This window comes from Kitasatospora sp. NPDC043950, from assembly GCF_056435345.1.
The window spans coordinates 88,512-111,967 of the sequence record NZ_JBWKER010000009.1 but is presented as its reverse complement, the minus strand read 5'-3'; the positions used below and the strand labels follow the sequence as shown (position 1 = coordinate 111,967).

Below are 23,456 nucleotides of genomic sequence, written 5' to 3'. Positions count from 1 at the left end.
TCGGACACGCGTCCGAGCGGGGGCGCCACCTCCGGCACACCGCCCCCGCGCATACAGCCTGACACCACGGGGCGCGCCGGAGAAGAGCGCCCCGCCCGGCGCACGGGGGCGCTCACCCCCGCGGCGGCGGGCCACCCGGGGTACCGGCGGGGGCGCACGAACAGGGGGCCGGCCCCGGAAACCCCGGAACCGGCCCCCTGGACGGCCTGCTGCTACGGGCGCTCGCCGCGCTCGTAGCGGCCGACGACCTCTTCGGTCGGGCCGTCCATGATCAGCTCGCCGGCCTCGATCCAGATCGTCCGCTCGCAGACCTCGCGGATCGAGCTGTTGTCGTGGCTGACCAGGAAGACCGTACCGGCGGACTTGCGCAGTTCGTCGATCCGCTTCTTGCTGCGCTGCTGGAACGCCTGGTCGCCGGTGGCCAGCGCCTCGTCGATCAGCAGCACGTCGTGGGTCTTCGCGGCGGCGATGGCGAAGCGCAGGCGAGCGCCCATGCCGGAGGAGTACGTGCGCATCGGCAGCGAGATGAAGTCGCCCTTCTCGTTGATGCCGGAGAACTCGACGATGTCCTGGTAGCGGCTGCGCACGTCGGCCGGCGCCATGCCCATCGCCAGGCAGCCGAGGATGACGTTGCGCTCACCGGTGAGCTCGTTCATCAGCGCCGCGTTCACGCCCAGCAGCGAGGGCTGGCCATTGGTGTAGATGCCGCCCTTCTCGGTCGGCAGCAGGCCCGCGATCGCGGCCAGCATGGTCGACTTGCCGGAGCCGTTGGAGCCGATCAGGCCGATCGCCTCGCCCTTGTAGGCGGTGAAGCTGACGCCGCGCACGGCGTGCACCTCGCGCACGCCCGCGGAGCGCTTGCGGCTGATGATGCGGCTCAGCGCCGAGGTGGCGCTGCCCTTGCCGGAGCCGGCGCCGTGCACCCGGTAGACGATGTGCACGTCGTCGACGACGACGGTGGGCTCGCGGGCGACGTCCGCGTCCCGGATGGTGTCCAGCTTGCTCAGTTCGACGTCAGCCACGGCCGTACTCCTCCTCGGCCTTCCAGAAGAAGACGTATCCGATCACGAACATCACGACCGCCCACCCGATGGCGTAGGTCCACTGGTGGTGCGGAAGTACCTGGTGCTGGGGCTGGTGCGGGTTGTAGATGATCGGCGCGAAGGCGTGCCGGAGCAGGTCCATGTAGACCGACGCCGGGTTGAGGGACATCAGCGTCTGGATGTAGTCCGGCCATTCCTTGATCTTGTCCTCGATGCTGAACATCACGCCGGACAGGAACATCCAGGCCCGCATCACGAACGGGATCAGCTGGGAGATGTCGCTGGTCTTGGAGCCGAGCCGCGCCATGACCAGGGCGATGCCCGTGTTGAACATCATCTGCAGCAGCAGGGCCGGGATGATCAGCAGCCAGGTCCGGCCCGGCTTGATGCCGCTGACCAGCACGGTGCCGACCAGCACCACCATCGAGATCAGCAGCTGCTGGAGCTGGATCACGGTGAACGCGATCGGCAGCGAGGCCCGGGGGAAGTGCAGCGCCCGGATCAGCCCGAGGTTGTCGGCGATCGCCCGGGTGCCGGACTGCACCGCGTTCTGGGTGAACTGGAAGACGAAGACGCCGATGCAGAGCCAGGCGATGTAGGTGTCCGGCGGGAAGTTGTCCTTGCTCTTCAGGATCACACCGAAGACCAGGTAGAACACCGCGCAGTTCAGCAGCGGCGTCACGACCTGCCACAGCTGGCCGAGCTTGGCGTCGGTGTACTGGGCCACCAGGCGGGCGGTGGCGAAGGCCCAGATGAAGTGGCGCCGGGCCCAGAGCTGCTTGGTGTAGGAGATCAGGCCGGGCCGCCTGCCGCTCACGGCCAGGCCGTACTTGTCCGCAAGCTGCTTGGGGGTCAGGCCCGCGTCCACCCCCCTGGGGGATGAGAGGCTGACGGGTTCACTCACTGTCGACACATTCGTCCTTCACGCGGGATCGGTCGGGGCGGCCGGTCGACGGGGGTCCGCCGGCCTTGCGCCGATGGGGATCCACTGGATCACGGGGAGAGTCCGGCCGGTGTGTGGTCACCGGCCGCAGCGATCGATCATTCGATCAGATGACCGGTGGCCGGCCCAGCCTGGTCAATCGCCAAACGGTACGCCATCGCATGGGCCGCCGCGGACCGCAGGGTTCGCGCCAGCCCGCCCGGAACCCGCCCCACCAGGCCTTCAGCGCCTCCGAGGAGGGGCGGCGGGCCAGGGTCAGCAGGAACCAGGTTCCCAGATAGAGAGGCACCAACAGGGCCGGAAGGTTCCGTCTGGCGAGCCAAACCCTGTTACGGGCAATGTTGTGGAAGTAGGTGGCGTGCCGGGCGGGCGAGGTCGTCGGGTGGTGCAGCACCACGTCCGCGCGGTAGTCGATGGCCCAGCCGGCGTCCGCCGCGCGCCACGCGAGGTCGGTCTCCTCGTGGGCGTAGAAGAACTCTGCGGGCAGCTGCCCGGCCTGCTCGAACACCGCGCAGCGCACGGCGGTCGCGCCACCCAGGAAGGTGGTCACCCGGGACGAGCGCAGCGGGTCGCTGGCGCGCAGCCGGGGGACGTGCCGGCGCTGGGTCACGCCGGTGTCGGGGTCGGCGATCCGGAAGGCCACGATGCCCAGCTCCGGGTCGGCGGTGAAGGCCTCGCGCAGCAGGCGGGCCGAGTCGGTGCGCGGCAGGTGCCCGTCGTCGTCCAGGAAGAGGACGGCGTCCACGTCCCGGCCGTCGCGGCCGAACAGCTCGATGCCGACGTTGCGCCCGCCCGGGATGCCGAGGTTCTCCGGCAGCTCGACGCTGCGCACGCCCTCCGGCAGCGGCGGCAGCTGGGCGCCCTGGCCCACCACGGCCAGCTCGACCGCCGCGCCCTCCTGGGCGCGCACCGATTCGATCAGGGCGGCCAGTTCCTCGGGGCGGTTGCCCATGGTGATGATGACGGCTCCGAGGCGGAAGCTCTCCGCGCTGGTCGGGGCGCTCATCGCAGCCTGCTGGAGAGGACGATGCTCAGCAGGTGCAGCACGGTCTGCAGCATGGCGATCGCCGCCAGCGCCACCACCGCGACCCGGGTGAAGAACAGCCCGCCGTGGACGGCGTCGGCGATCCCGGCCGCGAGGATCAGCAGCGAGGCCTCGACCGCACCGACCAGTCGGTGGAACTTCAGGAAGGAGGCCGCCCGGCGGGCCTTGGCCACCGAGGACGAGCGCGGCACCGAGGCGCTGTCCTCGACCGCCGTCAGGCCGCTGCGGGCCCGGGCCACGTCCACCAGGTCCGTCTCGGACTTGATCAGGATCGCGCCGAGCGCGGCCAGCGTGCCCAGGAACGCCCACTCCCAGTGCGAGCCGCCGCCCTCGCGGTGCAGCAGGTCGGTGGCGCGCAGGCCCAGCCCCGTGAGCAGGGCCGCCTCGGACATGTAGTGGCCGACCCGGTCCAGGTAGACGCCGGTGAGCGAGGTCTGCCGGCGCCAGCGGGCCACCTCGCCGTCCACGCAGTCCAGCAGCAGGTAGACCTGGATCAGCAGGGCCCCCAGGACCGCGCCCGCGATGCCCGGCACGACCAGCGCGGCGCCGGCCAGGACGCCGGTGAACATCATCAGGTACGTCAGGCCGTTCGGCGTGATCGCCGTCACGGTGGAGAGCACGCGGGTGATCCGCAGCGAGATCCGCCGCATGTACAGGCGCCCGGCCCAGTGCTCGGCGCTGCGGCGCTGGAGCATGCCCTCCGGGTGGATCACCGCGCGCAGTTCCTCGATCGAGGGCCGGCGGGTCAGGTCCACCGGGGGCCGCTCGGCGCCCGCGGTGGAGGGGTCAGCTGTTGACGGCTTGGACATAGTCGGCGTACGCGTCCCTGATTGCTGAGGGGGAGAGGTCGAGGTGCTCAAGGATGGTGAAGCGCCCCGGGCGGGTGTTCGGAGCGTAGTGCACCGCGTCGGTGAACTCCGCCTCGGTGAAGCCGATCTGAGCTGCGGTCACCGGCAGCCCGTGGCTCGCCAGGCGCTCCACGATCAGACCGGTCAGCTCGCGCTCGCCCCGCAGGAAGCTGGCGAACGCGGCGCCGAGGCCGACCTGTTCGCCGTGCTGGGCGGAACGCTTGGGGTACAGCACGTCCAGGGCATGCGAGATCTCGTGGCAGGCGCCCGAGGAAGGCCGGGTGCTGCCCGCGATGTTCATCGCGATGCCGGACAGTACCAGGGCTTCCGCGAGGGCCGTGAGGAGGTCCTGATCCTGAGTGTTACCTGGGTGCCGCAGCAGGTTCTCGCCGGCCGAGCGGGCCATCGCCACGGCCAGTCCGTCCACCGGCTCGCCGGTGACCGCGTGCGACAACTCCCAGTCCGCGCAGGCGGAGATGTTGGAGACCACGTCGCCGATGCCGGCTGCCACGAAGCGCGGCGGGGCCTGCCGGATCACATCCAGGTCGACGATGATGCCGATCGGGCTGGGCACCCCGTAGGAGCCGCGGCCGGCGTCGTTGTCGAGCGTGGAGACCGGCGAACAGATGCCGTCGTGGGCCAGGTTGGTGGCGACCGCGACCAGCGGCAGTCCGACCCGGGCGGCGGCGTACTTGGCGGCGTCGATGATCTTGCCACCGCCGAGGCCGACCATCGCGTCGTAGTGCCCGCCGCGCACCGACTCGGCCAGGCGCACCGCGCTGTCCAGGCTGCCGTCGTCCACGTTGTACCAGTCGGCACCGGGCAGGGCCGGCTCCAGGCGCCGGCGCATCGCCGCTCCCGAGCCGTTGCTGATCGCCACCGCGATCCGGCCCGATGCGGACAGCCGCTGGTCGGCGAGGATGCCGCCGAGCGCGTCCAGCGCGCCCGGGCGGACCTCGACGAACAGCGGCGACGGAACCAGCCGGGTCAGTACTGGCACGCGATCTCCCGCGCCTTCGCCAGGTCGTCGTGGTTGTCGACCTCGACCCAGGAGACCTCGCCGATCGGCTGCACGTCGATCCGCAGGCCGCGGTTGACCATCTCCTGGTAGCCGTCCTCGTAGTACAGCTGCGGGTCGCGCTCGTAGGTGGCGCGCAGCGCGTCGGTCAGGTCGACGGCGGCGGCGGGGTTGATCACGGTGACGCCGATGTACTCGCCGGTGGCCTCGGTCGGGTCCATCAGCTTGGTGATGCGGCGCATGCCGGCGGCCGGGTCGACGACGACCTTCATCTCCTCGTCGGCGAGCTTCTTCACCGTGTCGAGGGCCAGCAGGATGCCGGGGGCGGTGCCGGCCTCGACGAGGCGCTGGTTGCCCTCCAGCATGGTGCGCTGCACGGACGCCGGGTGCACGGTGTCGCCGTTGGCCAGCAGCAGGCCCTCGGCGAAGAGCTCGCGGGCGCACCAGAGCGAGTACGCGTTGTTCCACTCCTCGGCCTTGTCGTTCTCGACCAGGTGGAGCTTGACGCCGTACTTGCTCTCCAGGGCGTCCTTGCGGTCGTACACCGCCTCCTTGCGGTAGCCGACGACGATCGCCGCCTCGCGGATGCCGACCTCGGCGAAGTTGCCGAGGGTGAGGTCCAGCATGGTCCGCTCCCCGTCGACCGGCACCAGCGCCTTGGGCAGGGTGTCGGTGTACGGGCGCAGCCGGCGGCCGGCGCCGGCTGCCAGAACGAGGCCGATCATGCGGGGTCTCCTGATCCGTCGTGCGGTGCGCGGGGCGGTGCGCGCGGGGTGCCGGGGCACCGGCTTTCCGTCCGGCCGGGCCGCGAATCGGCGCGCCGGTGCCGCCGCGAGTGCGGGCACCGTGCCGTAAGCGATGGTAGGCGACCCGGGCGGCCGGCCCGAACGCGGCCGGGGGCTGCGAGGTGACGGGAGGGTGGCGAAGGAGTGATCGAACGCGCGGGCGAGGCGGCGATCGAACGCGAGGGGAACGGATACCGAACAGTCCTGCTATTCCGATGACCCTTCCGGGAACGTATCGGGCCCATCTCTGCCCGGAATCGACCTGCCGACGGTCATGATCCGCCCGGTTGTGCGTGGGACCCGTACCCACCGCCACCCATACGGCAGACTGGAGCCCGACGCCGGCGCCGGTGCCCCCGCTGCGTCCGCTGCACCCGGTGTACCGGACGTACCCCGATGCTTCCGTTGCTCCCCCCTCCCGAAAGAGGCCCCATGCCCCAGAGCCTGCCGACCAACCCGACACACTTCGACTCCGAGATCGACACCGGTCTCGACGTCGAGACGGACGTGACGGTCGCCCCGGGGGCCTCGACCGGGACCGCCGGCGCCGGTCCCGAGATCCTGCTGGAACTGGTCGACGACGAGGGCGTCACCACCGGCACCGCCGAGAAGCTCTGGGCACACCAGCAGCCCGGCCGCCTGCACCGCGCGTTCTCGGTGTTCCTCTTCGACCGCCAGGGGCGGCTGCTGCTCCAGCGGCGGGCGCTCGGCAAGTACCACTCCCCCGGCGTCTGGTCGAACACCTGCTGTGGCCACCCGTACCCGGACGAGCCGCCGTTCGTCGCCGCCGCCCGCCGCACCGCCGAGGAACTCGGCATCGCGCCGGCGCTGCTCTGCGAGGCGGGCACGGTCCGTTACGACCTGCCGGACGAGGCCTCCGGGCTGATCGAGCGGGAGTGGAACCACCTGTTCGTCGGGCTGGTGACCGCGCCCGTCGAGCCCAACCCCGACGAGGTGGACGACTACGCCTTCGTGACCGCGCAGGAGCTGCGGGAACTGCGCGCCGAGCGGCCGTTCTCGGTGTGGTTCGAGACGGTCTTCGAGGCGGCGCTGCCGGGGATCCGGGAGATCGCCGGGCGGGACTGGTAGGCGGGCGGGACCGGTCGGCGGGCCCGCGGCGCTCAGTCGTCGGTCTCCGGGGGGACGGGCAGCGAGGCCCAGATGACCTTGCCGCCCTCCCCCGTCCGCTCCACGTCGCACACCCCGCCGGCCTGCAACGTCACGCTCTTCACCAGCAGCAGGCCGCGGCCGCCGGTCCGCCCGGTGTCGCTCTCCAGCGCCTTCGGCCGGTACGGGTCACCGTCCTCGACCGACACCCGGACCCAGCCCCGGCGGACCGCCAGCTCGGTCGTCACCTCCGGCGACAGCTTCGCCGCGTGCGTCACCGCGTTGCTCACCAGCTCCGAGACGATCAGCAGCACGTCGTCCACCAGCTCCTGGTAGCGCACCCCGGCCATCCCCTGGGCCAGCAGGCGGTCACGGACCGCGTGCCGGGTCAGCGGCACCGAGGCCTCCTCGGCCGGCACCGGGAAGCGCCACACGCCCTCGACCGGTCCGGCGGGTGCGCGTTCCGGCCCGGCGCGTCTCGGCTCGGCCTTCGCCGCCCCGCTGATCTGCTCCACGTCCAGCCGCCCTTCGTCCGCGACCCGGGGGTGTCCGCGACCCGGGAATCAGGCGTTCCGCTCATGGCGCCCTCGATCCACAGAGGCTAGGAGAGGCACCGACGGGACCGTGGCACCGTCGACAACTTGCCCGTGTCGGACCGCTTCCGGCCGGAACGGACCGCAGCCACCGCCGGGGTCGACCGTTTCCTTCGCGCTCGCCACCACTTCGGCCGGGGTTCGCGCACCGTGGCGACCCATCCCAACCAGCCCGACCACCCCTGCCGACCCGGACGTCCCCCCACCCGGGGAAACGCAGGTGAGAAGCACTCCAGAACCCTGGTAATGTTCTCTCTGTCGCCGAGGGGGCGAGAAAAACCCCGAAGCACACACCCTGTCCGGGTGGCGGAATGGCAGACGCGCTAGCTTGAGGTGCTAGTGCCCTTTATCGGGCGTGGGGGTTCAAGTCCCCCCTCGGACACAACCGAATTCCCCGTGGGATCCGAAAGGAACCCGCGGGGAATTTCTTTTTCCCGGCGCGCCGCCGCCGTCCACGGGTTCTCGCGGGTTCTCCCGGATTCTCCCTGCGGACCGGGTGGCCGCCGCGGCGCTCGCGACCCCCCGCAACCGCTGTGACCCAGGCGACTTCTGCGGCTGTCGTGACCCGGAAAGCGGACACGAGATGGCAACGATCGGACAGTTTGAGCTTCCCTTGAGGTATTCGCCCCTTTTGGCCCCATAGGCTGTCTCCGTTTGTCCGGAAACCAGCACAAAAACCACGACACCACCCGATGAAACCCCGAGCGAGAGGACCGATACGTTGAGTGAGCCAGAGTCTCCGACGGCATCACATCAGAACTACCGGCGATCGCTCGGCACCATCAGCCTGACCGCCGTGGGGCTCGGATCCATCATCGGATCCGGGTGGCTGTTCGGCGCCGAGCGCGCCGCCCGGCTGGCCGGCCCCGCGTCGATCCTGGCCTGGGTGATCGGGGCCGCGGTGGCACTGACCATCGCGCTCACCTACAGCGAGCTCGGGTCGATGTTCCCCAAGGCCGGCGGCATGGTCCGGTACGGCCAGTACTCGCACGGCTCGCTGGCCGGCTACCTCGCCGCCTGGGCCAACTGGATCGCCATCGTCTCGGTCATCCCCGGCGAGGCCACCGCCTCCGTCCAGTACATGAGCTCCTGGCACTTCGGCTGGGCGCAGGGGCTGTACAACGGCAAGGAACTCACCCTGAGCGGGGTGGCACTGGCCAGCGTGCTGCTGGTCGGCTACTTCGTCCTCAACTGGTTCGCCATCACGATGTTCGCCAAGACCAACACGGCGATCACCGTCTTCAAGGTCATCGTCCCGACCCTGACCGCCGGCGCGCTGCTGTTCGCCCACTTCGACACCGCCCACTTCACCGACCACGGCGGCTTCGCGCCGAACGGCTGGAGCGCCGTGTTCACCGCCGTCGCGGTGTCCGGCATCGTCTGGGCCTTCAACGGCTTCCAGTCCCCGCTCAACCTGGCCGGCGAGGCCCGCAACCCCGGCAAGTCGCTGCCCAAGGCCGTCATCGGCTCGATCCTGATCGCCCTGGTGATCTACGTCGCGCTGCAGATCGCCTTCCTCGGTGCCATCCCGGCCGCCGACCTGTCGCACGGTTGGAGCAGCCTCGCCTACACCTCGCCGCTCGCCGACCTCGCGATGGTCTGGGGCCTCAACTGGCTCGCCCTGCTGCTGTACGCGGACGCCTTCGTCTCCCCCAGCGGCACCGGCATGATCTACGCCGCCACCACCTCGCGCATGATCCACGGTGTGCAGGAGAACGGCCACCTGCCGAAGATCTTCGGCAAGGTCGACGCCAAGACCGGCATCCCGCGCCCGGCCCTGGTGCTCAACCTGGTGGTCGCCTTCCTGTTCCTCGCGGTCTTCCGCGGCTGGGGCTCGCTGGCCGAGATCGTCTCGGTCGCCACCGTGATCTCGTACGTCACCGGCCCGGTCGCCGTGATGGCACTGCGCCGCCTCGCCCCGGACCTGCCCCGGCCGGTCCGGCTGCGGGCCATGCCGGTCATCGCCCCCGTGGCGATGGTGTTCGGCTCGCTGGTCCTGTACTGGGCCCGCTGGCCGCTCACCGGCAAGGTCATCCTGCTGATGGCCGCCGGTCTGCCGATCTGGGCCTGGTACGAGCTGCGCAAGCCGTGGGCCGAGCTGAAGCCGCACCTGAAGGCGGGCGCCTGGATGGTCGCGTACCTGTTCGTGATGGCCGGTGTCTCCTGGGCCGGCAGCACCGACTTCGGTGGCCAGGGCTACCTGCCCGAGGGCTGGGACCTGCTGGTCGTCGCGGCCATCGCGCTGGCCTTCTACCACTGGGGCGTCGCCAGCGCCTGGGCCAACCCGTCCCTGGCCGCCGTCCGGCGCGAGCTGGCCGAGGAGGCCGCGGCCGGCGAGGGCGCCGACGGCCCTGCGGGCTCCGGGCGGGAGCCGCGGGAGGCCTCGCGGGCCTGAGGGAGCGTGCAACGCCGAAGGGTCGGTCGAGTCGTCGACCGGCCCTTCGGCGTTGACGGGGGCCGGATGGGACAGGACGGGGCGGGGTGCCGGGTCCCGGTCGGACCCGTCGGCCGTCGGGGGGCGGCCGTCAGCCGCGGCGGGCGCGGCGGATGACGGCGGTGACGACCGGGGGGAGCAGGTCGCGGGCGGCGCGCTTGGCGACATTGGCCGGGCGGCGCAGTTCGGCGGCGCGGGCCCGGCGGGCGGCGAGGTCGCGGGCGGCCTCCTCCTGGGCCTCCTGGGCCGCCCGGCGGGACTGCGAGGCCTCGTTCCGGGCCGCCTCGGAGGTCAGCCGCCGGTGGTGGCGGGAGGGGCGGAACGCGTCGATCCCGTCCGAGCTTCCGGTCATCCGGAGCACCTGCTGCCCGTTCAGGGTCTCGGAGCTGAGGTAGCAGCCCTCGGCGAGGTCCACCCGGTCGAGCAGGTCGCGCTGGAACGGCTCCGGATCCCCCCAGGTGCCGTAGAACTTGCACTCGGTCAACATGATCGGCTTGAGCCCGTGGTTGAAGACCGCGCCCCAGGTCGCGGCGGCCACGCCCGGGGTGTGCTGCGAGCGGTAGTCGTCCAGGACGACGACACCCTGGTCCTGGAGCGCGACCCGGGCCACCTGGAGGTCGCCCACGACGTGCTCGTACAGGTGCGAGGCGTCGATGTGGATGAAGCGGAACGTGCCCGCCGCGATCCGCCCGCCGGCCAGGACGGAGGTCGGGGCCTGGATTATCTCCGGCAGTTCCTCGTGGAAGGCGAGGTAGTTGACCTCGAAGGCCGAGCGGGTCAGCGACTTCCGGTAGGAGATGTCCATCTCGGCCGCGTTCTCGTCGTCCGGCGCGTCCGAGTCGAAGAGGTCACAGACGGTGAAGGACTCGCCGGGCTGGAGGTGCTCGCCGATCACGATCGCGCTGCGGCCCAGGTACGCACCCATCTCCAGCAGGTCGCCGGTGACCCCGGTCTTCTCCTGCCGTCCCATGAACCAGTCGAACGAGTGCCGGTCATGCTCCCAGAACCAGCCCGGAACGTCGTCCAGCACGGCTGGTTCGGCAGGCCGCTGCGACTCGTCCTTCAACGCGGCATCGGTCACGGGATGCTCCTTATGCGGTACGGATGACCTGCGGATTTGAGCCAGATCTCAGCCCGGTGGCAGCCCCCGCCCGACCGTGGGACACGCTGGTCCCGGACCATGTGCACCACTACGAACCACTGGCAACAGTAGTGCCTCACCGCTGAGTTCGCTGCAATCTACAGCGGTGCCCGCGGGCGTGAGGAGCTTTTCGCGCAATGATTTTCGCGGACCGTCGTTTCGCTGCCGGAGGGTGAACACGGAGCCTTCGGGACAGTTCGTCCGGTGTCCCGCGGCGGCGGACCACGGCGCGACCGGTCGCGCCGCACGCTGATCGTCAACTGGACGTCCAACGGCGGGCGGTGGAGCTGACGGCGGAGGCGGTGGGGGGCGGCCCGGTGCCGTGGCCGTGCGAGGCCCTTGAGCGGTCGGACGAGCGGCGCGCGGGCGCGGGGCCGAGCCGTCCGACGAGTACACCGCGCGGTTCGCCCCGGGGTGACCCGTCGGCCCACCGGGCCGGATTGGCTCTTGCGCGCGGCCGACCGGGCCGCCTTGACTGGCCCTTTGACTAGCGCTGTTGGTCAATCGGCCGACCGGATGAGAGGACACTCGGTGCAGCAGCACGCGGAGTACGGCGACCAGTACATCGACGGCGCCTGGCGGCCCTCCCTGGATGACGCCGGGTCGATCGAGGTGCTGAACCCGGCGACCGAGCAGGTGCTCGCCACCGTGCCGGCCGGCGGGCCCGCCGACATCGACGCCGCGGTCGCCGCGGCCCGCCGGGCGGCCCGCGGCTGGGCGACGACCGCCCGCGCGGACCGGCTCGCCCTGCTGACCCGGTTGCGGGACGGAATCGCCGCCGCCCAGGAGGAGATCACCGCCACCGTGGTCGCCGAACTCGGCGCCCCGGTCGGCTTCGCCGCCGCCGTGCACGCCGGAGCGCCGCTGACCGTGGCGACCTCCTACCTGACACTGCTCGCCGAGCACCCCTTCGAGGAACGGATCGGCAACTCGGTGGTGCTCGCCGAGCCCGCCGGGGTGGTCGCGGCGATCACGCCGTGGAACTACCCGCTGCACCAGATCGTCGCCAAGGCCGTCCCGGCCCTGGCGGCCGGCTGCCCGGTGGTCCTCAAGCCCGCCGAGGACACCCCGCTGGTGGCCCGGCTGTTCGCCCGGCTGGTGCACGAGGCGGGCTTCCCCGCGGGCACGTTCAACCTGGTGACCGGCACGGGCGTGGTGGCGGGTGCGGCGCTCGCCGCCCATCCGGGCGTGGACATGGTCTCGTTCACCGGATCCACCGCCGTCGGCCGACAGGTCGCCGAGACGGCGGGCCGGGGCCTGAAGCGCGTCGCCCTGGAACTCGGCGGCAAGTCCGCCAACGTGGTGCTGCCGGGCGCGGACCTGGCCCGGGCGGTCAACGTCAACATCGCCAACGTGTTCGCCAACTCGGGCCAGACGTGCAGCGCGTGGACCCGCCTGCTGGTGCACCAGGACCAGTACGAGGAGGCCGTCGCGACGGCCGCGAAGGCCGCCGCCAAGTACGCCCCGGGCGATCCGACCGACCCGCAGACCCGGATCGGCCCGCTGGTCAACGCCAAGCAGCTGGCCAGGGTGCGCGGTTACGTCGAGGGCGCGCTCGCCGCGGGCGCCCGGCTGGTCGTCGGCGGCGCGGAGCCCGTCCCCGGCCTGCCCGCCGGCTTCTACGTCCACCCGACCGTGCTCGCCGACGTCACGGGGGACATGGCGATCGCCCGGGAGGAGGTGTTCGGCCCCGTCCTGGTGGTCCTCCCCTACCGGGACGAGGACCACGCCGCCGAACTCGCCAACGACACCGAGTACGGCCTGGCCGGCGGCGTCTGGGCCGCGGACACCGACACCGCCGCCGCCTTCGCCCGCCGCCTCGACACCGGCCAGGTCGACCTCAACGGCGGCCGCTTCAACCCGCTCGCGCCGTTCGGCGGCTACAAGAGCTCCGGCCTCGGCCGCGAACTGGGCCGCCACGGCCTGGAGGAGTTCCTCCAGTGCAAGTCGCTCCAGTACTGACCGCGGCGCCGAGCGGGGTACCGGCCGCGGCACCGGCTCCGGGCCCGCCGCACGTGGGGCGGCGGGCCCGGGGGTTCGGGCATCGAGGCCGGTCGGGCGGGGCCGGTCAGGTGAGGTCGACGCCCGGGTAGAGGGGGAAGGGGGCGAGGAGGTCGGCGGCGCGCTTGGCGGCGCCGTCGCGCACGGCGTCGTCGAGGCGGTACTGGGCCTTGGAGGGGGCGCCGCCCGCGGTGGTGGTCGGGGTGGTGGCGCGCAGCACGGTGTCGATCAGGGCGGCGATCTCGTCCATCTCGGCGGTGCCGAGGCCGCGGGTGGTGAGCGCCGGGGTGCCGAGGCGCACGCCCGAGGTGTACCAGGCGCCGTTCGGGTCCTGCGGGACGGAGTTGCGGTTGGTGACGACGCCCGAGTCCAGCAGCGCCGCCTCCGCCTGACGACCCGTCAGGCCGTAGCCGGAGACGTCGGCGAGGACGAGGTGGTTGTCGGTGCCGCCGGTGACCAGCCGGCCGCCGCGGCGCAGCAGGCCCTCGGCGAGCGCCCGGGCGTTGTCCACGACGGCGCGGGCGTAGGTCCGGAACTCGGGCCGGCGGGCCTCGGCGAAGGCGACCGCCTTGGCGGCCATGACGTGCGAGAGCGGCCCGCCGAGCACCAACGGGCAGCCACGGTCGACGTGTTCGGCCAGTTCGGTGTCGCACAGCACCATGCCGCCGCGCGGGCCGCGCAGCGACTTGTGGGTGGTCGTGGTGACGATCTGGGCGTGCTGGACGGGGTCGTGGTCGCCGGTCAGCACCTTGCCCGCGACGAGGCCGGCGAAGTGCGCCATGTCGACCATGAGGGTCGCGCCGACCTCGTCCGCGATCTCACGCATCCGCCGGAAGTCGACCAGTCGAGGGTAGGCGGAGTAGCCGGCGACCAGGATCAGCGGGCGGAACTCCCGGGCGGTCTCGCGCAGCGCGTCGTAGTCGATCAGGCCGGTGGCCGGGTCGGTGCCGTAGCTGCGCTGGTCGAACATCTTGCCCGAGATGTTGGGTCGGAAGCCGTGGGTGAGGTGGCCCCCGGCGTCCAGGGACATGCCGAGCATCCGCTGGTTGCCGAGCGACTGGCGCAGCTGCGCCCAGTCCTGCTCGGTGAGGTCGTTGACGCCCCGGACCTTGGCCCGCTCCAGCGCCGGGCTCTCCACCCGCCGGGAGAGGACGGCCCAGAAGGCCGTGAGGTTGGCGTCGATGCCGGAGTGCGGCTGGACGTAGGCGTGGTCGGCGCCGAACAGGGCGCGGGCGTGCTCGGCGGCGATGGTCTCGACGGTGTCGACGTTGCGGCAGCCCGCGTAGAAGCGCCGGCCCGCGGTGCCCTCGGCGTACTTGTCGCTGAGCCAGTTGCCCATGGCGAGCAGCACGGCCGGGGAGGCGTAGTTCTCGCTGGCGATCAGCTTGAGCGAGGCGCGCTGGTCCTCCAGCTCCCGGCCGATGGCGGCGGCGATCCGCGGCTCCACGCCGGCGACCACGTCGAGGGCGCTGCGGAAGGCGGTGTCGGCGGCCTCGCCGGCGGCGGTGTGCGGGGCCTGAGCGGCCTCAACGGCATGAGGGGTGTGCGGGGTGGCCAAGGCGGTCTCCTCGTGGTGCACGGACGAGTACGGACGGCCCAGGCGCTCGGCAACTGTCGTGCGGGTGCACGGAGCCGCTTCCCGATGGTCGGTTCCATCCGTGCGCGCCAGTCGCGGCTCCCCGGGATCGTACCAATGCCCGGGGGGATGTGGCGGAGATCTCAGGATTCGGGACGGCACGCCCGTTTCGCCCCTCGATGTCCGTTCTTCCGCAACGCCGGTATTGCGGCGCAATGACGCCGAATGAAGCCGCAATACGCGCCGAAACAATGCCGGGAAAAACCGCCGGAGGTGATTTGCGGACCTCCCCGCGCATCCGGTCTGATGGCGCTCGAACGGCCGACGGGAAACCCCCGGGGGCCGGTTCGGAAATGCACACCAGCGCACCCTCACCCACAGGGCGACGGAGAATTCGGGGAGTACGCCTCTCATGGCCGTGGTCGAAACAGCAGCGGGCTCCGTCCCCGCACCCGCGCCGAGGCTGCTCGGCCGGCTCCTGCGCGACCGGGTCGGCGCCGCCGCCCTCGCCGTCGTCCTGCTCTTCCTGCTGCTCGCCCTCGCCGCCCCGCTGATCGCCGCCCTGTACGGGAAGAACCCGGTCGAGCACTACGGCCAGAACTCCCCCGGCCTGCTCAGCGACAGCGGCCTGCCCGTCCTGCCGAACGGCGGCATCTCGGGCGACTTCTGGTTCGGCCTGGAGCCGGGGCTCGGCCGGGACGTCCTGACCCAGTTGCTCTACGGCATCCGCACCTCGCTGCTGATCGCCTTCGCCTCCGCCGCCGTGACCACCACGCTCGGCGTGCTGGCCGGGGTCGCGGTCGGCTACCTCGGCGGGATCGCCGACCGGCTGTTCGGCTTCCTGGCCAACGTGCTGCTGGCCTTTCCGACCCTGCTCCTGCTCCTCGCGCTGAGCCCCGTCATCCAGTCCCGACTGGTCGATCCGGGCACCGCGGAACCGGAGTGGATGCAGTTCCTGGTGCTGATCCTGGTCTTCTCCGCGTTCGGCTGGATTCCGCTCGCGCTTTCCCTGCGGGCCACCGTGCGGTCGCTCCGGGAAAGGGATTTCGTGCAGTCCGCCCGGGCCCAGGGCGCCGGCCGATTCCATGTCGTCGTCCACGAACTGCTGCCGAACGTCCGCTCGCAGCTGCTGGTGCACGCCACCATGGCGGTGCCGACCTTCGTCGCCTCCGAAGCGGTGCTGTCCTTCCTCGGCGTCGGCATCACGGAGCCGATCCCGGACTGGGGGCGGATGATCTCCCGCGGCTCCGAGGTCTTCCAGGCCGATCCGACCTACATGGTCTTCCCCGGTGTCGCCCTGCTGCTCTTCGTGCTCGCCTTCAACCTGCTCGGCGACGCCGTCCGGGACGCGCTGGACCCGCGCGCCGCCCGCTGAGCCCCGCCCTTCTCCGTCCATCACCCCAAGCCCGCCCCGACCCGCCCCGGCTCCCGGGGCAAGGAGAGATTCGCCATGCGCTGGACCAGACCGTCCCTCGCCGTCGTCGCCACCGCCCTGCTGGCGACCGCCTGCTCGGCCGGCGCGGGCACCGGCCCGGCGCCCGCCGGGGCGGCCGCCAAGGAGACGTCCCCGCTGACCGCCGCGCTCGGCGGCGAGAAGGAGAGCGCCGGACCGGCCCCCGCCGTTGCCGGCGCCCGCGTGGGCGGCATCGTGAACGTGTACAACAGCGTCGAGTTCCGCCACCTCGACCCGCAGAAGGTCTACGCGGGCGCGACGTACAACGCCTCGCTGCTCTGGGGCCGCCAGCTGACGCAGTACCAGGTCGTCGACGGCAAGGCCAAGCTGGTCGGCGACCTGGCGACCGACACCGGCACCTCCGGCGACGGCGGGCGCACCTGGACGTACAAGCTCAAGGACGGCGTGGCCTGGGAGGACGGCAAGCCGATCACCGCCCAGGACGTCAAGTACGGCATCGAGCGCAGCTTCGGCAAGGGCTACGAGGTCGGCCCGCCGTACTGGCCGCAGTGGCTCACCGGTGAGGCCAGCTACGAGGCGGCGCGCGCCAAGTACGCCGGCCCGCAGGACGGCGACCTGGCCGCGATCGAGACGCCCGACGAGCACACCATCGTCTTCCACTTCCCGCAGCCGGAGGCCGACGTCCCGTACATGGCCGCGCAGTCCTCGTCCTCGCCGGTGCGCCGGGACAAGGACACCGGGACGGACTACGACCGGCAGCCGTTCGCCACCGGCCCCTACCGGATCGTCGAGCACGTCCAGAACACCCGCATGGTGCTGGAGCGCAACCCCGCCTGGAAGGCCGAGACCGACCCGATCCGCAGCCAGTACCCGGACAAGTTCGTCTTCACGTTCGGCAAGGAGGCGCTCAACATCAACCAGGAGATCCTGTCCGGGCGCGACGGCGGCGCCAGCGCCACCACCGCCTCCGACGTGCTCTCCCCCGAGCTGTACCAGACCGCCGACACCGACCCGAAGGCCAAGGACCTGGTCGTCTCCGGGCGCCAGGGCGCCTTCGTCACCCAGCTGGTGATCAACAACGAGCGGGTGCCGGACGTCGAGGTCCGCAAGGCCCTGCACCTCGGCTACCCCCGCCAGCAGGCCCGCCAGGTCCAGGGCGGCTCCCGGATCGGCGAACTCGCCACCACGCTCAGCTCGCCGGCGCTGATCGACTGGGAGAAGTACGACCTCCACCCGGTCAAGCCCGAAGGCGACCCGGAGGCCGCCAAGGCCGCGCTCGCCAAGGCCAAGCAGGCGCCGACGAGCCTGACCTACGGGTACAAGAACACCCCGGACGGGCAGCGCACCGCGCAGGTGCTGGTGGACGGCTTCGCCAAGTCGGGCATCACCATCGTGCCCAAGCCGATCGACCCCAAGGCGTTCCTGGACGAGGTGCACCGCGCCGACTCCCCGTACGACCTGTTCGAGGAGACCTCCTCCGTCGACTGGCCGACCCCGTCCACGCTGATCCCGTTCTCCTTCGACGGCCGCGCCGGCAGCGACCTCAACTCCGCGCGCTACCGCAACCCGGCGGTGGACAAGGAGATCGACCGGATCAACCAGATCGGCGAGCCGCGCGCCAAGGCCAAGGAGCTGTACGCGCTGGAGAAGACCGTGATGCAGGACGTCCCGGTGCTGCCGTTCGTCTACGCGAACGTCAACCAGGTGCGCGGCTCCAACGTCGGCGGGGCGTTCATCCACCCCATCTACGGCACGGTCAGCCTGGCGTGGCTGTACCTGAAGTCCTGACCGCCGCACCCGCCCCCGCGCCGGTCGGTGCGGGGGCGGGCCCCTGAACTCCCGCACTCCCCGTGCACTCCACGTAGTCCTGCCCCGCGTACGCCTCCCCGTCCCGTCGACCCCGGACCGGCCATGCTCTCCTTCGCCCTGCGGCGGACCCTCCAGGCCCTCGCCGTCCTGGTCGCGGTCTCCGCCGCCGCCTTCGCCCTCTTCTACGCCGCGCCCGCCGACCCGGCCCGCGCCGCCTGCGGCCCGCGCTGCGACAGCGGCCAAGTCGCGGCGGTGCGCCAGAGCATGGGCCTGGACCAGCCGCTGCTCACCCAGTACACCGACTACCTCACCGGGGTCGTCGCCGGGCGCGACATCAGCGACGTGGACGGCTCGGTCATCCACTGCGACGCGCCCTGCCTCGGCTACTCCTACCGGCTGCACCAGCCCGTCACCGAGGCCCTGGCCGACCACCTGCCGGTCACGTTCTCGCTCACCGCCGGCGCCCTCGCCGTCCTGCTGGTGCTCGGCCTCGGCACCGGGTTCGTCTCCGCGCTACGGCACGGCGGCCGCACCGACCGGCTGCTCTCCGGCTTCACCCTCGTCGGCGCCAGCGTGCAGATCTACTTCCTCGGATACGTCGCCCAGTGGGCACTGGTCTACTCCACCGGCCTGCTGCCACTGCCCTCCTACACCCCGCCGACCGAGGACCTCGCGGCCTGGGCGGGCGGGCTGCTGCTCCCCTGGCTCGTCCTCGGATTCGTCAACTCCGCCGTGTTCGCCCGGCTTTCACGCTCCCAGCTGCTGGAGACGATGAACGAGGAGTACGTCCGCACCGCGCGCGGCAAGGGCCTCGGCCGGCTGCGCGCCCACCTCAAGTACACCTCGCGCGGCGCCGCCGGGCCGCTGGTGCAACTGCTCGGCCTGGAGGCCGGAGTGCTGCTCGGCGGGGCGGTCATCACCGAGACGGTGTTCGGGCTGAACGGGGTCGGGCGGTTCGCCGCCCAGGCGGTGTCCGGGCAGGACCTGCCCGCAGTGGTCGGCGCGGTACTGCTGGCCGCCTGCTTCGTGGTGCTGTTCGTCGCGCTGGCCGACCTGGTGGTGGCCTGGCTCGACCCGCGAATCCGCCTGAGCTGACTGGAGCCGTTCGATGACGTCCACTGTTGAGTCCGTGCCCGGGGGCGCGCCCGGAGCCGTGTCGGAGGCCGTTCCTGGGCCTGGTGCCGCGCCTGCCGCAGAGCCCGTGCTGAGCGTTCGCGATCTGACCGTCACCTTCGCCGACCCGCGCGGCGGCGCTCCCGTGACCGCCGTCCAGGGGCTCTCCTTCGACCTGGCCGCCGGTGAAGTCCTCGGCCTGGTCGGCGAGTCGGGCTCCGGCAAGTCGGCCACCGGACTCGCCGTCCTCGGCCTGCACGACCCGCGCACCACCACCGTCACCGGCTCGATCCGGCTGGACGGGCAGGAGCTGGTGGGCGCGACGGAGTCAGCGCTGCGTCCGGTCCGGGGCGGCCGGGCCGCGCTGGTCTTCCAGGACGCGCTCACCTCGCTCAGCCCCTTCCACGGCGTCGGCGCCCAACTCGCCGAGATGTACCGGCTGCACCACCCCGGCGCCGGTCGCGCCGAGGCCCGCCGACGCGCCGCCGCGATGCTCGACCGGGTCGGCATCCCGGCCGCCCGGGTGCGTGACTTCCCGCACCAGTTCTCCGGCGGGATGCGCCAGCGGGTGATGATCGCCATGGCGCTGATGAACGACCCGCAGGTGCTGATCGCCGACGAGCCCACCACCGCCCTGGACTCCCGAGTGCAGCGGCAAGTCCTCGACCTGCTCAGCGAGTTGCAGCGCGAGCACGGCACGGCGGTGCTGCTGGTCAGCCACGACCTCGGCGTGGTCGCCGGAACGACGGACCGCACGCTCGTGCTGCGCGGCGGCGTCCAGGTCGAGTCCGCGCCGACCGCCGAGCTGCTGGCCGCGCCGCGCGAGCCGTACACCCGCGCACTGGTCGGGGCGGCGCTCACCCTGGACTCCGTACCCGGCTCACCACTGCCGACAGTTGACGATCCGTCACCCGTCGCCGCATTCGCGCCCCGGGCTGTCGGGCGCCCCGAGCGCTGGCTCGTCGAGGTGGCGGACCTCGCCGTCCACTTCCCCGGACGGCGCCGCCTCCCCAGCCTGCGCGCCGAGCCCGTCCGGGCAGTGGAGGGCGTAGGACTGCGGATCGCCCCCGGCGAGACGCTCGGACTGGTCGGCGAGTCCGGCTCCGGCAAGTCCACCACCGCCCGCGTCCTGGCCGGCCTCCAACAGCCCACCTCGGGAACGGTGTTGTACGACGGCCAGGACGTCACCCGCCCGGGCCGGGAGCTGCGGCGCCGGCTCAGCCGGGAGATCCAGCTGGTCTTCCAGGACCCGTACGCCTCCCTCAACCCGCGCCGCACCGTCGCCCAGACCCTCGACACCCCGCTGCGCCTGCACACCTCACTCGACGCGGCGCAGCGGCGGGAGCGCTCGGCCGAACTGCTGGACCAGGTCGGGCTGCCCGCCGCCCACCTGGACCGCTACCCGCACGAGTTCTCCGGCGGACAGCGCCAGCGGATCGGCATCGCGCGGGCCCTCGCCCCGCAGCCGCGCCTGATCATCGCGGACGAACCGGTGTCGGCCCTGGACGTCTCGGTCCAGGCGCAGGTGCTCAACCTGCTGATGGAGCTGCGCGAACGCCTCGGCGTCGCCTTCCTGTTCGTCTCGCACGACCTCGCCGTGGTACGGCACTTCTGCGACCGGGTGGCCGTGATGCACCGGGGCCGGCTGGTCGAGTCCACCGACCGCGACCGCCTGTTCAGCGCGCCGCACACCGAGTACACCCGGGAACTGCTGGCCGCAGTGCACTAGCGCTGGCGCCGGTCCTCGCGGGGGGCGGCGGCCGTGAGGGGACTGGCCGTGGCCTCGCGGGGGTCGGTGGGGAGGAGTGCGTAGAGGCGCATGTCGCGGCGCTCGTCGTCGTACCCGGCGGAGGCGGCCGGGACGGTCGTGACCAGCGGGACGTACGGGTCGGTGCCCGCCTCCCGGACCACGGCGAGGTCGGTGAGGCGCCAGGGGCGAAGGATGAAGGGGCCCTCGTAAAGCGTTGGCACGATCAGGGGCGGTCGGTCCATGCTCGAAGCCTGTCATGTGCGATCAAGGAGCCCCAGCGAATATGTCCACCAGCGATCAACCCGACTCCGCAGGAGACCGCGCAGCCGTCGACCGCGAGCTCGTCGAGGCCGCCCGGGCGGTGGCCCGGCGCTACTGCCGGGGCGACAACCACACCGTCGCGGCCGCCGGGCGCAACGCCGACGGGCGGATCGTCACGGCCGTGAACGCCTACCACTTCACCGGCGGCCCGTGCGCGGAGCTCGTCCTCATCGGCGCGGCCGCCGGCCAGGGCGCGTACGACCTCACCACGGTCGTCGCGGTCGGCGACCAGGACCGGGGCGTCGTGCCGCCGTGCGGCCGCTGCCGGCAGGTGCTGCTCGACTACTTCCCGACGGTCGAGGTCATCGTCAAGCGGGGAACGGAGCTGCTCGCCCTGCCCATCCTCGACCTGCTCCCCGAGGCGTACGTCTGGGCCGAGCACCAGGACGGCTAGCGGCCCTGCCTTCGAGTCGCCCGAGTGGCCGTTCGCCCGTCGTTCGGCTGCGCGAGCGCGACTCCAGGCACTAGCGTGCTGGCGACGTGTCGTAGTGATCGCCAACCGAGGGGGCACATTGTCGGACGACCTGCTCACAGCAAAGATCAACCACGGGTTCGACCACCTCGACGCCGACGGCGACGGGCTCCTCACCGAACGGGACCACGCCCTCATGGGCATCGCCGTCGCCCGCTCGCTCGGCCACCAGGAGGGCTCGGAGGCCGAGGCCGTCATCGTCCGCGCGTACCTGACGGTCTGGCACGACCTGCACCTCGCCCACCTGCCCGCCGGCACCGAGGCGATCACCCGCGAACAGTTCGTCCGCTCGACCGGCGCCCTCTCCGATGACCCCGAGGCCGCGCGGACCAGCTTCGGCGCACTCGCCGACGCCTTCCTCGCCGTCGCCGACACCGACCGCAGCGGAACGGTCGACGCCGGCGAGTTCTTCGTCTTCCAGCGCGGCCACTTCGCCGGCCTCTCCCGCGACGACGCCGACGAGGCCTTCCGCCACCTCGACCGCGACGGCGACGGCACCCTCTCCGCAGCCGAGTTCACCAGCGCGATCATCGAGTTCTGGACCAGCCGCGACCCCGACGCCCCCGGCAACTGGTGGACGGGCAAGCCCCCGCACACCCTCTGACACCCCCTCCGGCAGAGCCGCCCCCTCGCCCGCCGGAACGCGAGGCCGGCGGCCCGCCCAACTCGCCGTGCCCGCCGGGTGGTCAGGTGGCGGGGACGATGCGCTCGACGATGGTCTCGATCAGGGCGGGCAGGGTGTCGGTGCCCAACACCTCGGGCAGGGTGAGGTGTTCGACGATCAGGCCGGTCATCGCGAGGTAGAGGACGAGGACGGTCTCGCGGTCGCCGGGCAGTCCTCCGTCGAGGTGGTAGGCGACGTTGGCCTCCAGCTGCTCGCGGATGGTGCCGGTGAGCTGGGCCCGCAGGCCGGGGCGGCGGGTGGCCTCCAGGCGCAGTTCGAGCATCGCGAGGTAGCCGGCCCGGTCGGCGGAGATGCGGCGGATCAGGTCGTGCATCAGGGCGGTGACCAGGGCGCGGTCACGCGGGGCCCGCAGCAGGTCGGCGATGACGGCCGGGTCCGGGGTGAGCCGGTGGTGGATGTGCCGGGCGGTCTGGTGGAGCAGGTGGTCGCGGTTGGCGAAGTAGTTGGAGGCCGTGCCGTTGGGGACGCCGGCCTGCACGTCGACCGCGCGGAAGGTGAGGCCGCGGGCGCCGTCGCGGGCGAGGACCTCGATGGCGGCGTCGGCGAGGGCGGTGCGGCGGGCGGGGTTCTGGACCATGGGCCGATTCTCTCTCGCGGGGTTTTCGGGGACCGGGGCGCCCGGGCCTGAAAACATCCCGGCAACCACTATGGCTGGAGTACTATAGTCGGAGTGGTTAGGCGACAGGCCGCGCGGTCCGCGCCGCTTCCCGACTCCAGAGGACCTGCATGCGCAAGCTCAGCTACTTCATCGGCACCACCATCGACGGCTTCATCGCCGGCCCGGACGACAGCTTCGACTTCTTCGCGCCGTTCCTCACCGAGGACTACACCTCGGCGCTCTTCGCCGAGTACCCGGAGACCATCCCCACCCCCGGCCGCGCGGCGTTCGGCATCGCGGAGGCGCCCAACAAGCGCTTCGACACCGTCGTCATGGGCCGCGGCACCTACGCACCGGGGCTGGCCGTGGGCCTCACGAGCCCCTACGCCCACCTGCGGCAGATCGTGGTCTCCCGCACCCTCGGTGCCGGCCCGGACCCGGCGGTGGAGGTCACCGCGGAGGATCCGGTGGCCCTGGTCCGCAGGCTGAAGCAGCAGGACGGGCTCGACATCTGGCTCTGCGGCGGCGCCGACCTGGCCGGCCAGCTGCTGCCCGAGATCGACGAGTTGATCATCAAGCAGTACCCGGTGGTGGCTGGGTCGGGCATCCCGCTGTTCCGCGCGGAGTTCGAGCCCCGCGCCTTCACGCTCACCGACAGCCGCGTCTTCGAGCACGGCAACGTCGTCCTCACCTACGCGCGGACCACCCCGGACGCCGCCTGACGCCCACCACGGGGCGGACGCGCGGGGCGCGGGGCACG

Annotated in this window: 21 protein-coding genes, 1 tRNA gene and 1 riboswitch; of the genes, 11 read left to right on the top strand and 11 right to left on the bottom strand. The window is 72.0% G+C overall.

Going from position 1 to position 23,456, the window contains the following annotated elements:
• Positions 1–212 precede the first annotated feature (212 nt).
• From AC07BF_RS08780 to AC07BF_RS08755, 6 genes are all read right to left on the bottom strand, one after another.
• A complete protein-coding gene (locus AC07BF_RS08780; RefSeq protein ID WP_350875547.1) occupies positions 213–1,022 on the bottom strand; it encodes an ABC transporter ATP-binding protein in 810 nt (269 codons plus the stop codon).
• Complete coding sequence (locus tag AC07BF_RS08775; protein WP_363585864.1) at positions 1,015–1,956, bottom strand: ABC transporter permease; 942 nt, start codon at positions 1,954–1,956, stop codon at positions 1,015–1,017. Before AC07BF_RS08775 ends, AC07BF_RS08780 begins: the two co-directional genes overlap by 8 nt.
• A 136-nt stretch (positions 1,957–2,092) precedes the next feature.
• Positions 2,093–2,992, bottom strand: coding sequence for a glycosyltransferase family 2 protein (locus AC07BF_RS08770; protein ID WP_363585863.1), 900 nt, complete (start codon positions 2,990–2,992; stop codon positions 2,093–2,095).
• The gene (locus AC07BF_RS08765) at positions 2,989–3,726 is read right to left on the bottom strand and encodes a CDP-alcohol phosphatidyltransferase family protein (protein WP_363585903.1); all 738 of its coding nucleotides are present in this window, start codon (positions 3,724–3,726) and stop codon (positions 2,989–2,991) included. The genes AC07BF_RS08770 and AC07BF_RS08765 overlap by 4 nt, the downstream gene beginning before the upstream one ends.
• Positions 3,727–3,817: 91 nt before the next feature.
• On the bottom strand, positions 3,818–4,879 hold the full coding sequence (locus tag AC07BF_RS08760) for an iron-containing alcohol dehydrogenase family protein (RefSeq protein ID WP_063350092.1): 1,062 nt from the start codon (positions 4,877–4,879) through the stop codon (positions 3,818–3,820).
• Complete coding sequence (locus AC07BF_RS08755) at positions 4,867–5,622, bottom strand: phosphocholine cytidylyltransferase family protein (RefSeq protein ID WP_478333112.1); 756 nt, start codon at positions 5,620–5,622, stop codon at positions 4,867–4,869. Before AC07BF_RS08755 ends, AC07BF_RS08760 begins: the two co-directional genes overlap by 13 nt.
• 492 nt (positions 5,623–6,114) lie before the next feature.
• On the opposite strand from AC07BF_RS08755, the gene idi reads away from it, so the two are divergent.
• Positions 6,115–6,771 carry an isopentenyl-diphosphate Delta-isomerase gene (gene idi / locus AC07BF_RS08750; RefSeq protein WP_350875539.1) on the top strand — a complete coding sequence of 219 codons (657 nt, stop codon included), beginning with the start codon at positions 6,115–6,117 and terminating at the stop codon, positions 6,769–6,771.
• A 32-nt stretch (positions 6,772–6,803) separates the two neighbouring features.
• Here idi and AC07BF_RS08745 read toward each other — a convergent pair whose 3' ends face one another.
• Entirely contained in the window at positions 6,804–7,295 is a 492-nt protein-coding gene (locus AC07BF_RS08745; RefSeq protein WP_478333122.1) for an ATP-binding protein, read from the bottom strand.
• A 384-nt stretch (positions 7,296–7,679) separates the two neighbouring features.
• On the opposite strand from AC07BF_RS08745, the gene AC07BF_RS08740 reads away from it, so the two are divergent.
• Positions 7,680–7,764, top strand: a tRNA-Leu gene (locus AC07BF_RS08740).
• Between the two features lie 339 nt (positions 7,765–8,103).
• Complete coding sequence (locus AC07BF_RS08735) at positions 8,104–9,777, top strand: APC family permease (RefSeq protein ID WP_363585862.1); 1,674 nt, start codon at positions 8,104–8,106, stop codon at positions 9,775–9,777.
• Positions 9,778–9,907: 130 nt separating this feature from the next.
• Here the strand turns inward: AC07BF_RS08735 and AC07BF_RS08730 are convergent, their stop codons facing one another.
• On the bottom strand, positions 9,908–10,897 hold the full coding sequence (locus AC07BF_RS08730) for a class I SAM-dependent methyltransferase (RefSeq protein ID WP_363585861.1): 990 nt from the start codon (positions 10,895–10,897) through the stop codon (positions 9,908–9,910).
• 591 nt (positions 10,898–11,488) lie between these two features.
• Here AC07BF_RS08730 and AC07BF_RS08725 point away from each other — a divergent pair.
• Positions 11,489–12,919, top strand: a complete 1,431-nt coding sequence (locus AC07BF_RS08725; protein ID WP_363585860.1) for an aldehyde dehydrogenase family protein — start codon at positions 11,489–11,491, stop codon at positions 12,917–12,919.
• Positions 12,920–13,025: 106 nt separating this feature from the next.
• Here AC07BF_RS08725 and AC07BF_RS08720 read toward each other — a convergent pair whose 3' ends face one another.
• Positions 13,026–14,516, bottom strand: a complete 1,491-nt coding sequence (locus AC07BF_RS08720) for a glycine hydroxymethyltransferase (protein WP_478333111.1) — start codon at positions 14,514–14,516, stop codon at positions 13,026–13,028.
• Between the two features lie 29 nt (positions 14,517–14,545).
• Positions 14,546–14,641, bottom strand: a riboswitch (ZMP/ZTP riboswitch).
• A 305-nt stretch (positions 14,642–14,946) separates the two neighbouring features.
• Between AC07BF_RS08720 and AC07BF_RS08715 the strand changes: the two genes are divergently transcribed.
• From AC07BF_RS08715 to AC07BF_RS08700, 4 genes are all read left to right on the top strand, one after another.
• Positions 14,947–15,909, top strand: a complete 963-nt coding sequence (locus AC07BF_RS08715) for an ABC transporter permease (RefSeq protein WP_478333110.1) — start codon at positions 14,947–14,949, stop codon at positions 15,907–15,909.
• Between the two features lie 75 nt (positions 15,910–15,984).
• Entirely contained in the window at positions 15,985–17,736 is a 1,752-nt protein-coding gene (locus tag AC07BF_RS08710; RefSeq protein WP_478333109.1) for an ABC transporter substrate-binding protein, read from the top strand.
• 123 nt (positions 17,737–17,859) lie between these two features.
• Positions 17,860–18,852 carry an ABC transporter permease gene (locus tag AC07BF_RS08705; RefSeq protein WP_063350084.1) on the top strand — a complete coding sequence of 331 codons (993 nt, stop codon included), beginning with the start codon at positions 17,860–17,862 and terminating at the stop codon, positions 18,850–18,852.
• A 106-nt stretch (positions 18,853–18,958) separates the two neighbouring features.
• Complete coding sequence (locus AC07BF_RS08700; RefSeq protein WP_363585856.1) at positions 18,959–20,599, top strand: ABC transporter ATP-binding protein; 1,641 nt, start codon at positions 18,959–18,961, stop codon at positions 20,597–20,599.
• Here the strand turns inward: AC07BF_RS08700 and AC07BF_RS08695 are convergent.
• Entirely contained in the window at positions 20,596–20,862 is a 267-nt protein-coding gene (locus AC07BF_RS08695) for a hypothetical protein (RefSeq protein WP_363585855.1), read from the bottom strand. The two genes, AC07BF_RS08700 and AC07BF_RS08695, sit on opposite strands and share 4 nt — an antisense overlap.
• 41 nt (positions 20,863–20,903) lie before the next feature.
• Between AC07BF_RS08695 and AC07BF_RS08690 the strand changes: the two genes are divergently transcribed.
• Both AC07BF_RS08690 and AC07BF_RS08685 read left to right on the top strand, forming a co-directional pair.
• Positions 20,904–21,335: a cytidine deaminase family protein gene (locus tag AC07BF_RS08690; RefSeq protein ID WP_363585854.1), complete on the top strand. Its 432-nt coding sequence runs from the start codon at positions 20,904–20,906 to the stop codon at positions 21,333–21,335.
• Between the two features lie 118 nt (positions 21,336–21,453).
• Complete coding sequence (locus tag AC07BF_RS08685) at positions 21,454–22,017, top strand: EF-hand domain-containing protein (RefSeq protein WP_363585853.1); 564 nt, start codon at positions 21,454–21,456, stop codon at positions 22,015–22,017.
• Between the two features lie 82 nt (positions 22,018–22,099).
• Here AC07BF_RS08685 and AC07BF_RS08680 read toward each other — a convergent pair whose 3' ends face one another.
• The gene (locus AC07BF_RS08680) at positions 22,100–22,675 is read right to left on the bottom strand and encodes a TetR/AcrR family transcriptional regulator (protein ID WP_363585852.1); all 576 of its coding nucleotides are present in this window, start codon (positions 22,673–22,675) and stop codon (positions 22,100–22,102) included.
• Between the two features lie 149 nt (positions 22,676–22,824).
• On the opposite strand from AC07BF_RS08680, the gene AC07BF_RS08675 reads away from it, so the two are divergent.
• Complete coding sequence (locus AC07BF_RS08675; RefSeq protein WP_363585851.1) at positions 22,825–23,418, top strand: dihydrofolate reductase family protein; 594 nt, start codon at positions 22,825–22,827, stop codon at positions 23,416–23,418.
• Positions 23,419–23,456 lie beyond the last annotated feature (38 nt).

Bases quoted from the DNA above. Each gene is read 5' to 3' on its own strand.
- AC07BF_RS08695 (WP_363585855.1), bottom strand. From the start codon at position 20,862: ATGGACCGACCGCCCCTGATCGTGCCAACGCTTTACGAGGGCCCCTTC.
- AC07BF_RS08705 (WP_063350084.1), top strand. From the start codon at position 17,860: ATGCTCTCCTTCGCCCTGCGGCGGACCCTCCAGGCCCTCGCCGTCCTG.
- AC07BF_RS08680 (WP_363585852.1), bottom strand. From the start codon at position 22,675: ATGGTCCAGAACCCCGCCCGCCGCACCGCCCTCGCCGACGCCGCCATC.
- idi (WP_350875539.1), top strand. From the start codon at position 6,115: ATGCCCCAGAGCCTGCCGACCAACCCGACACACTTCGACTCCGAGATC.
- AC07BF_RS08675 (WP_363585851.1), top strand. From the start codon at position 22,825: ATGCGCAAGCTCAGCTACTTCATCGGCACCACCATCGACGGCTTCATC.
- AC07BF_RS08690 (WP_363585854.1), top strand. From the start codon at position 20,904: ATGTCCACCAGCGATCAACCCGACTCCGCAGGAGACCGCGCAGCCGTC.
- AC07BF_RS08715 (WP_478333110.1), top strand. From the start codon at position 14,947: ATGGCCGTGGTCGAAACAGCAGCGGGCTCCGTCCCCGCACCCGCGCCG.
- AC07BF_RS08770 (WP_363585863.1), bottom strand. From the start codon at position 2,992: ATGAGCGCCCCGACCAGCGCGGAGAGCTTCCGCCTCGGAGCCGTCATC.
- AC07BF_RS08765 (WP_363585903.1), bottom strand. From the start codon at position 3,726: ATGCTCCAGCGCCGCAGCGCCGAGCACTGGGCCGGGCGCCTGTACATG.
- AC07BF_RS08710 (WP_478333109.1), top strand. From the start codon at position 15,985: ATGCGCTGGACCAGACCGTCCCTCGCCGTCGTCGCCACCGCCCTGCTG.
- AC07BF_RS08755 (WP_478333112.1), bottom strand. From the start codon at position 5,622: ATGATCGGCCTCGTTCTGGCAGCCGGCGCCGGCCGCCGGCTGCGCCCG.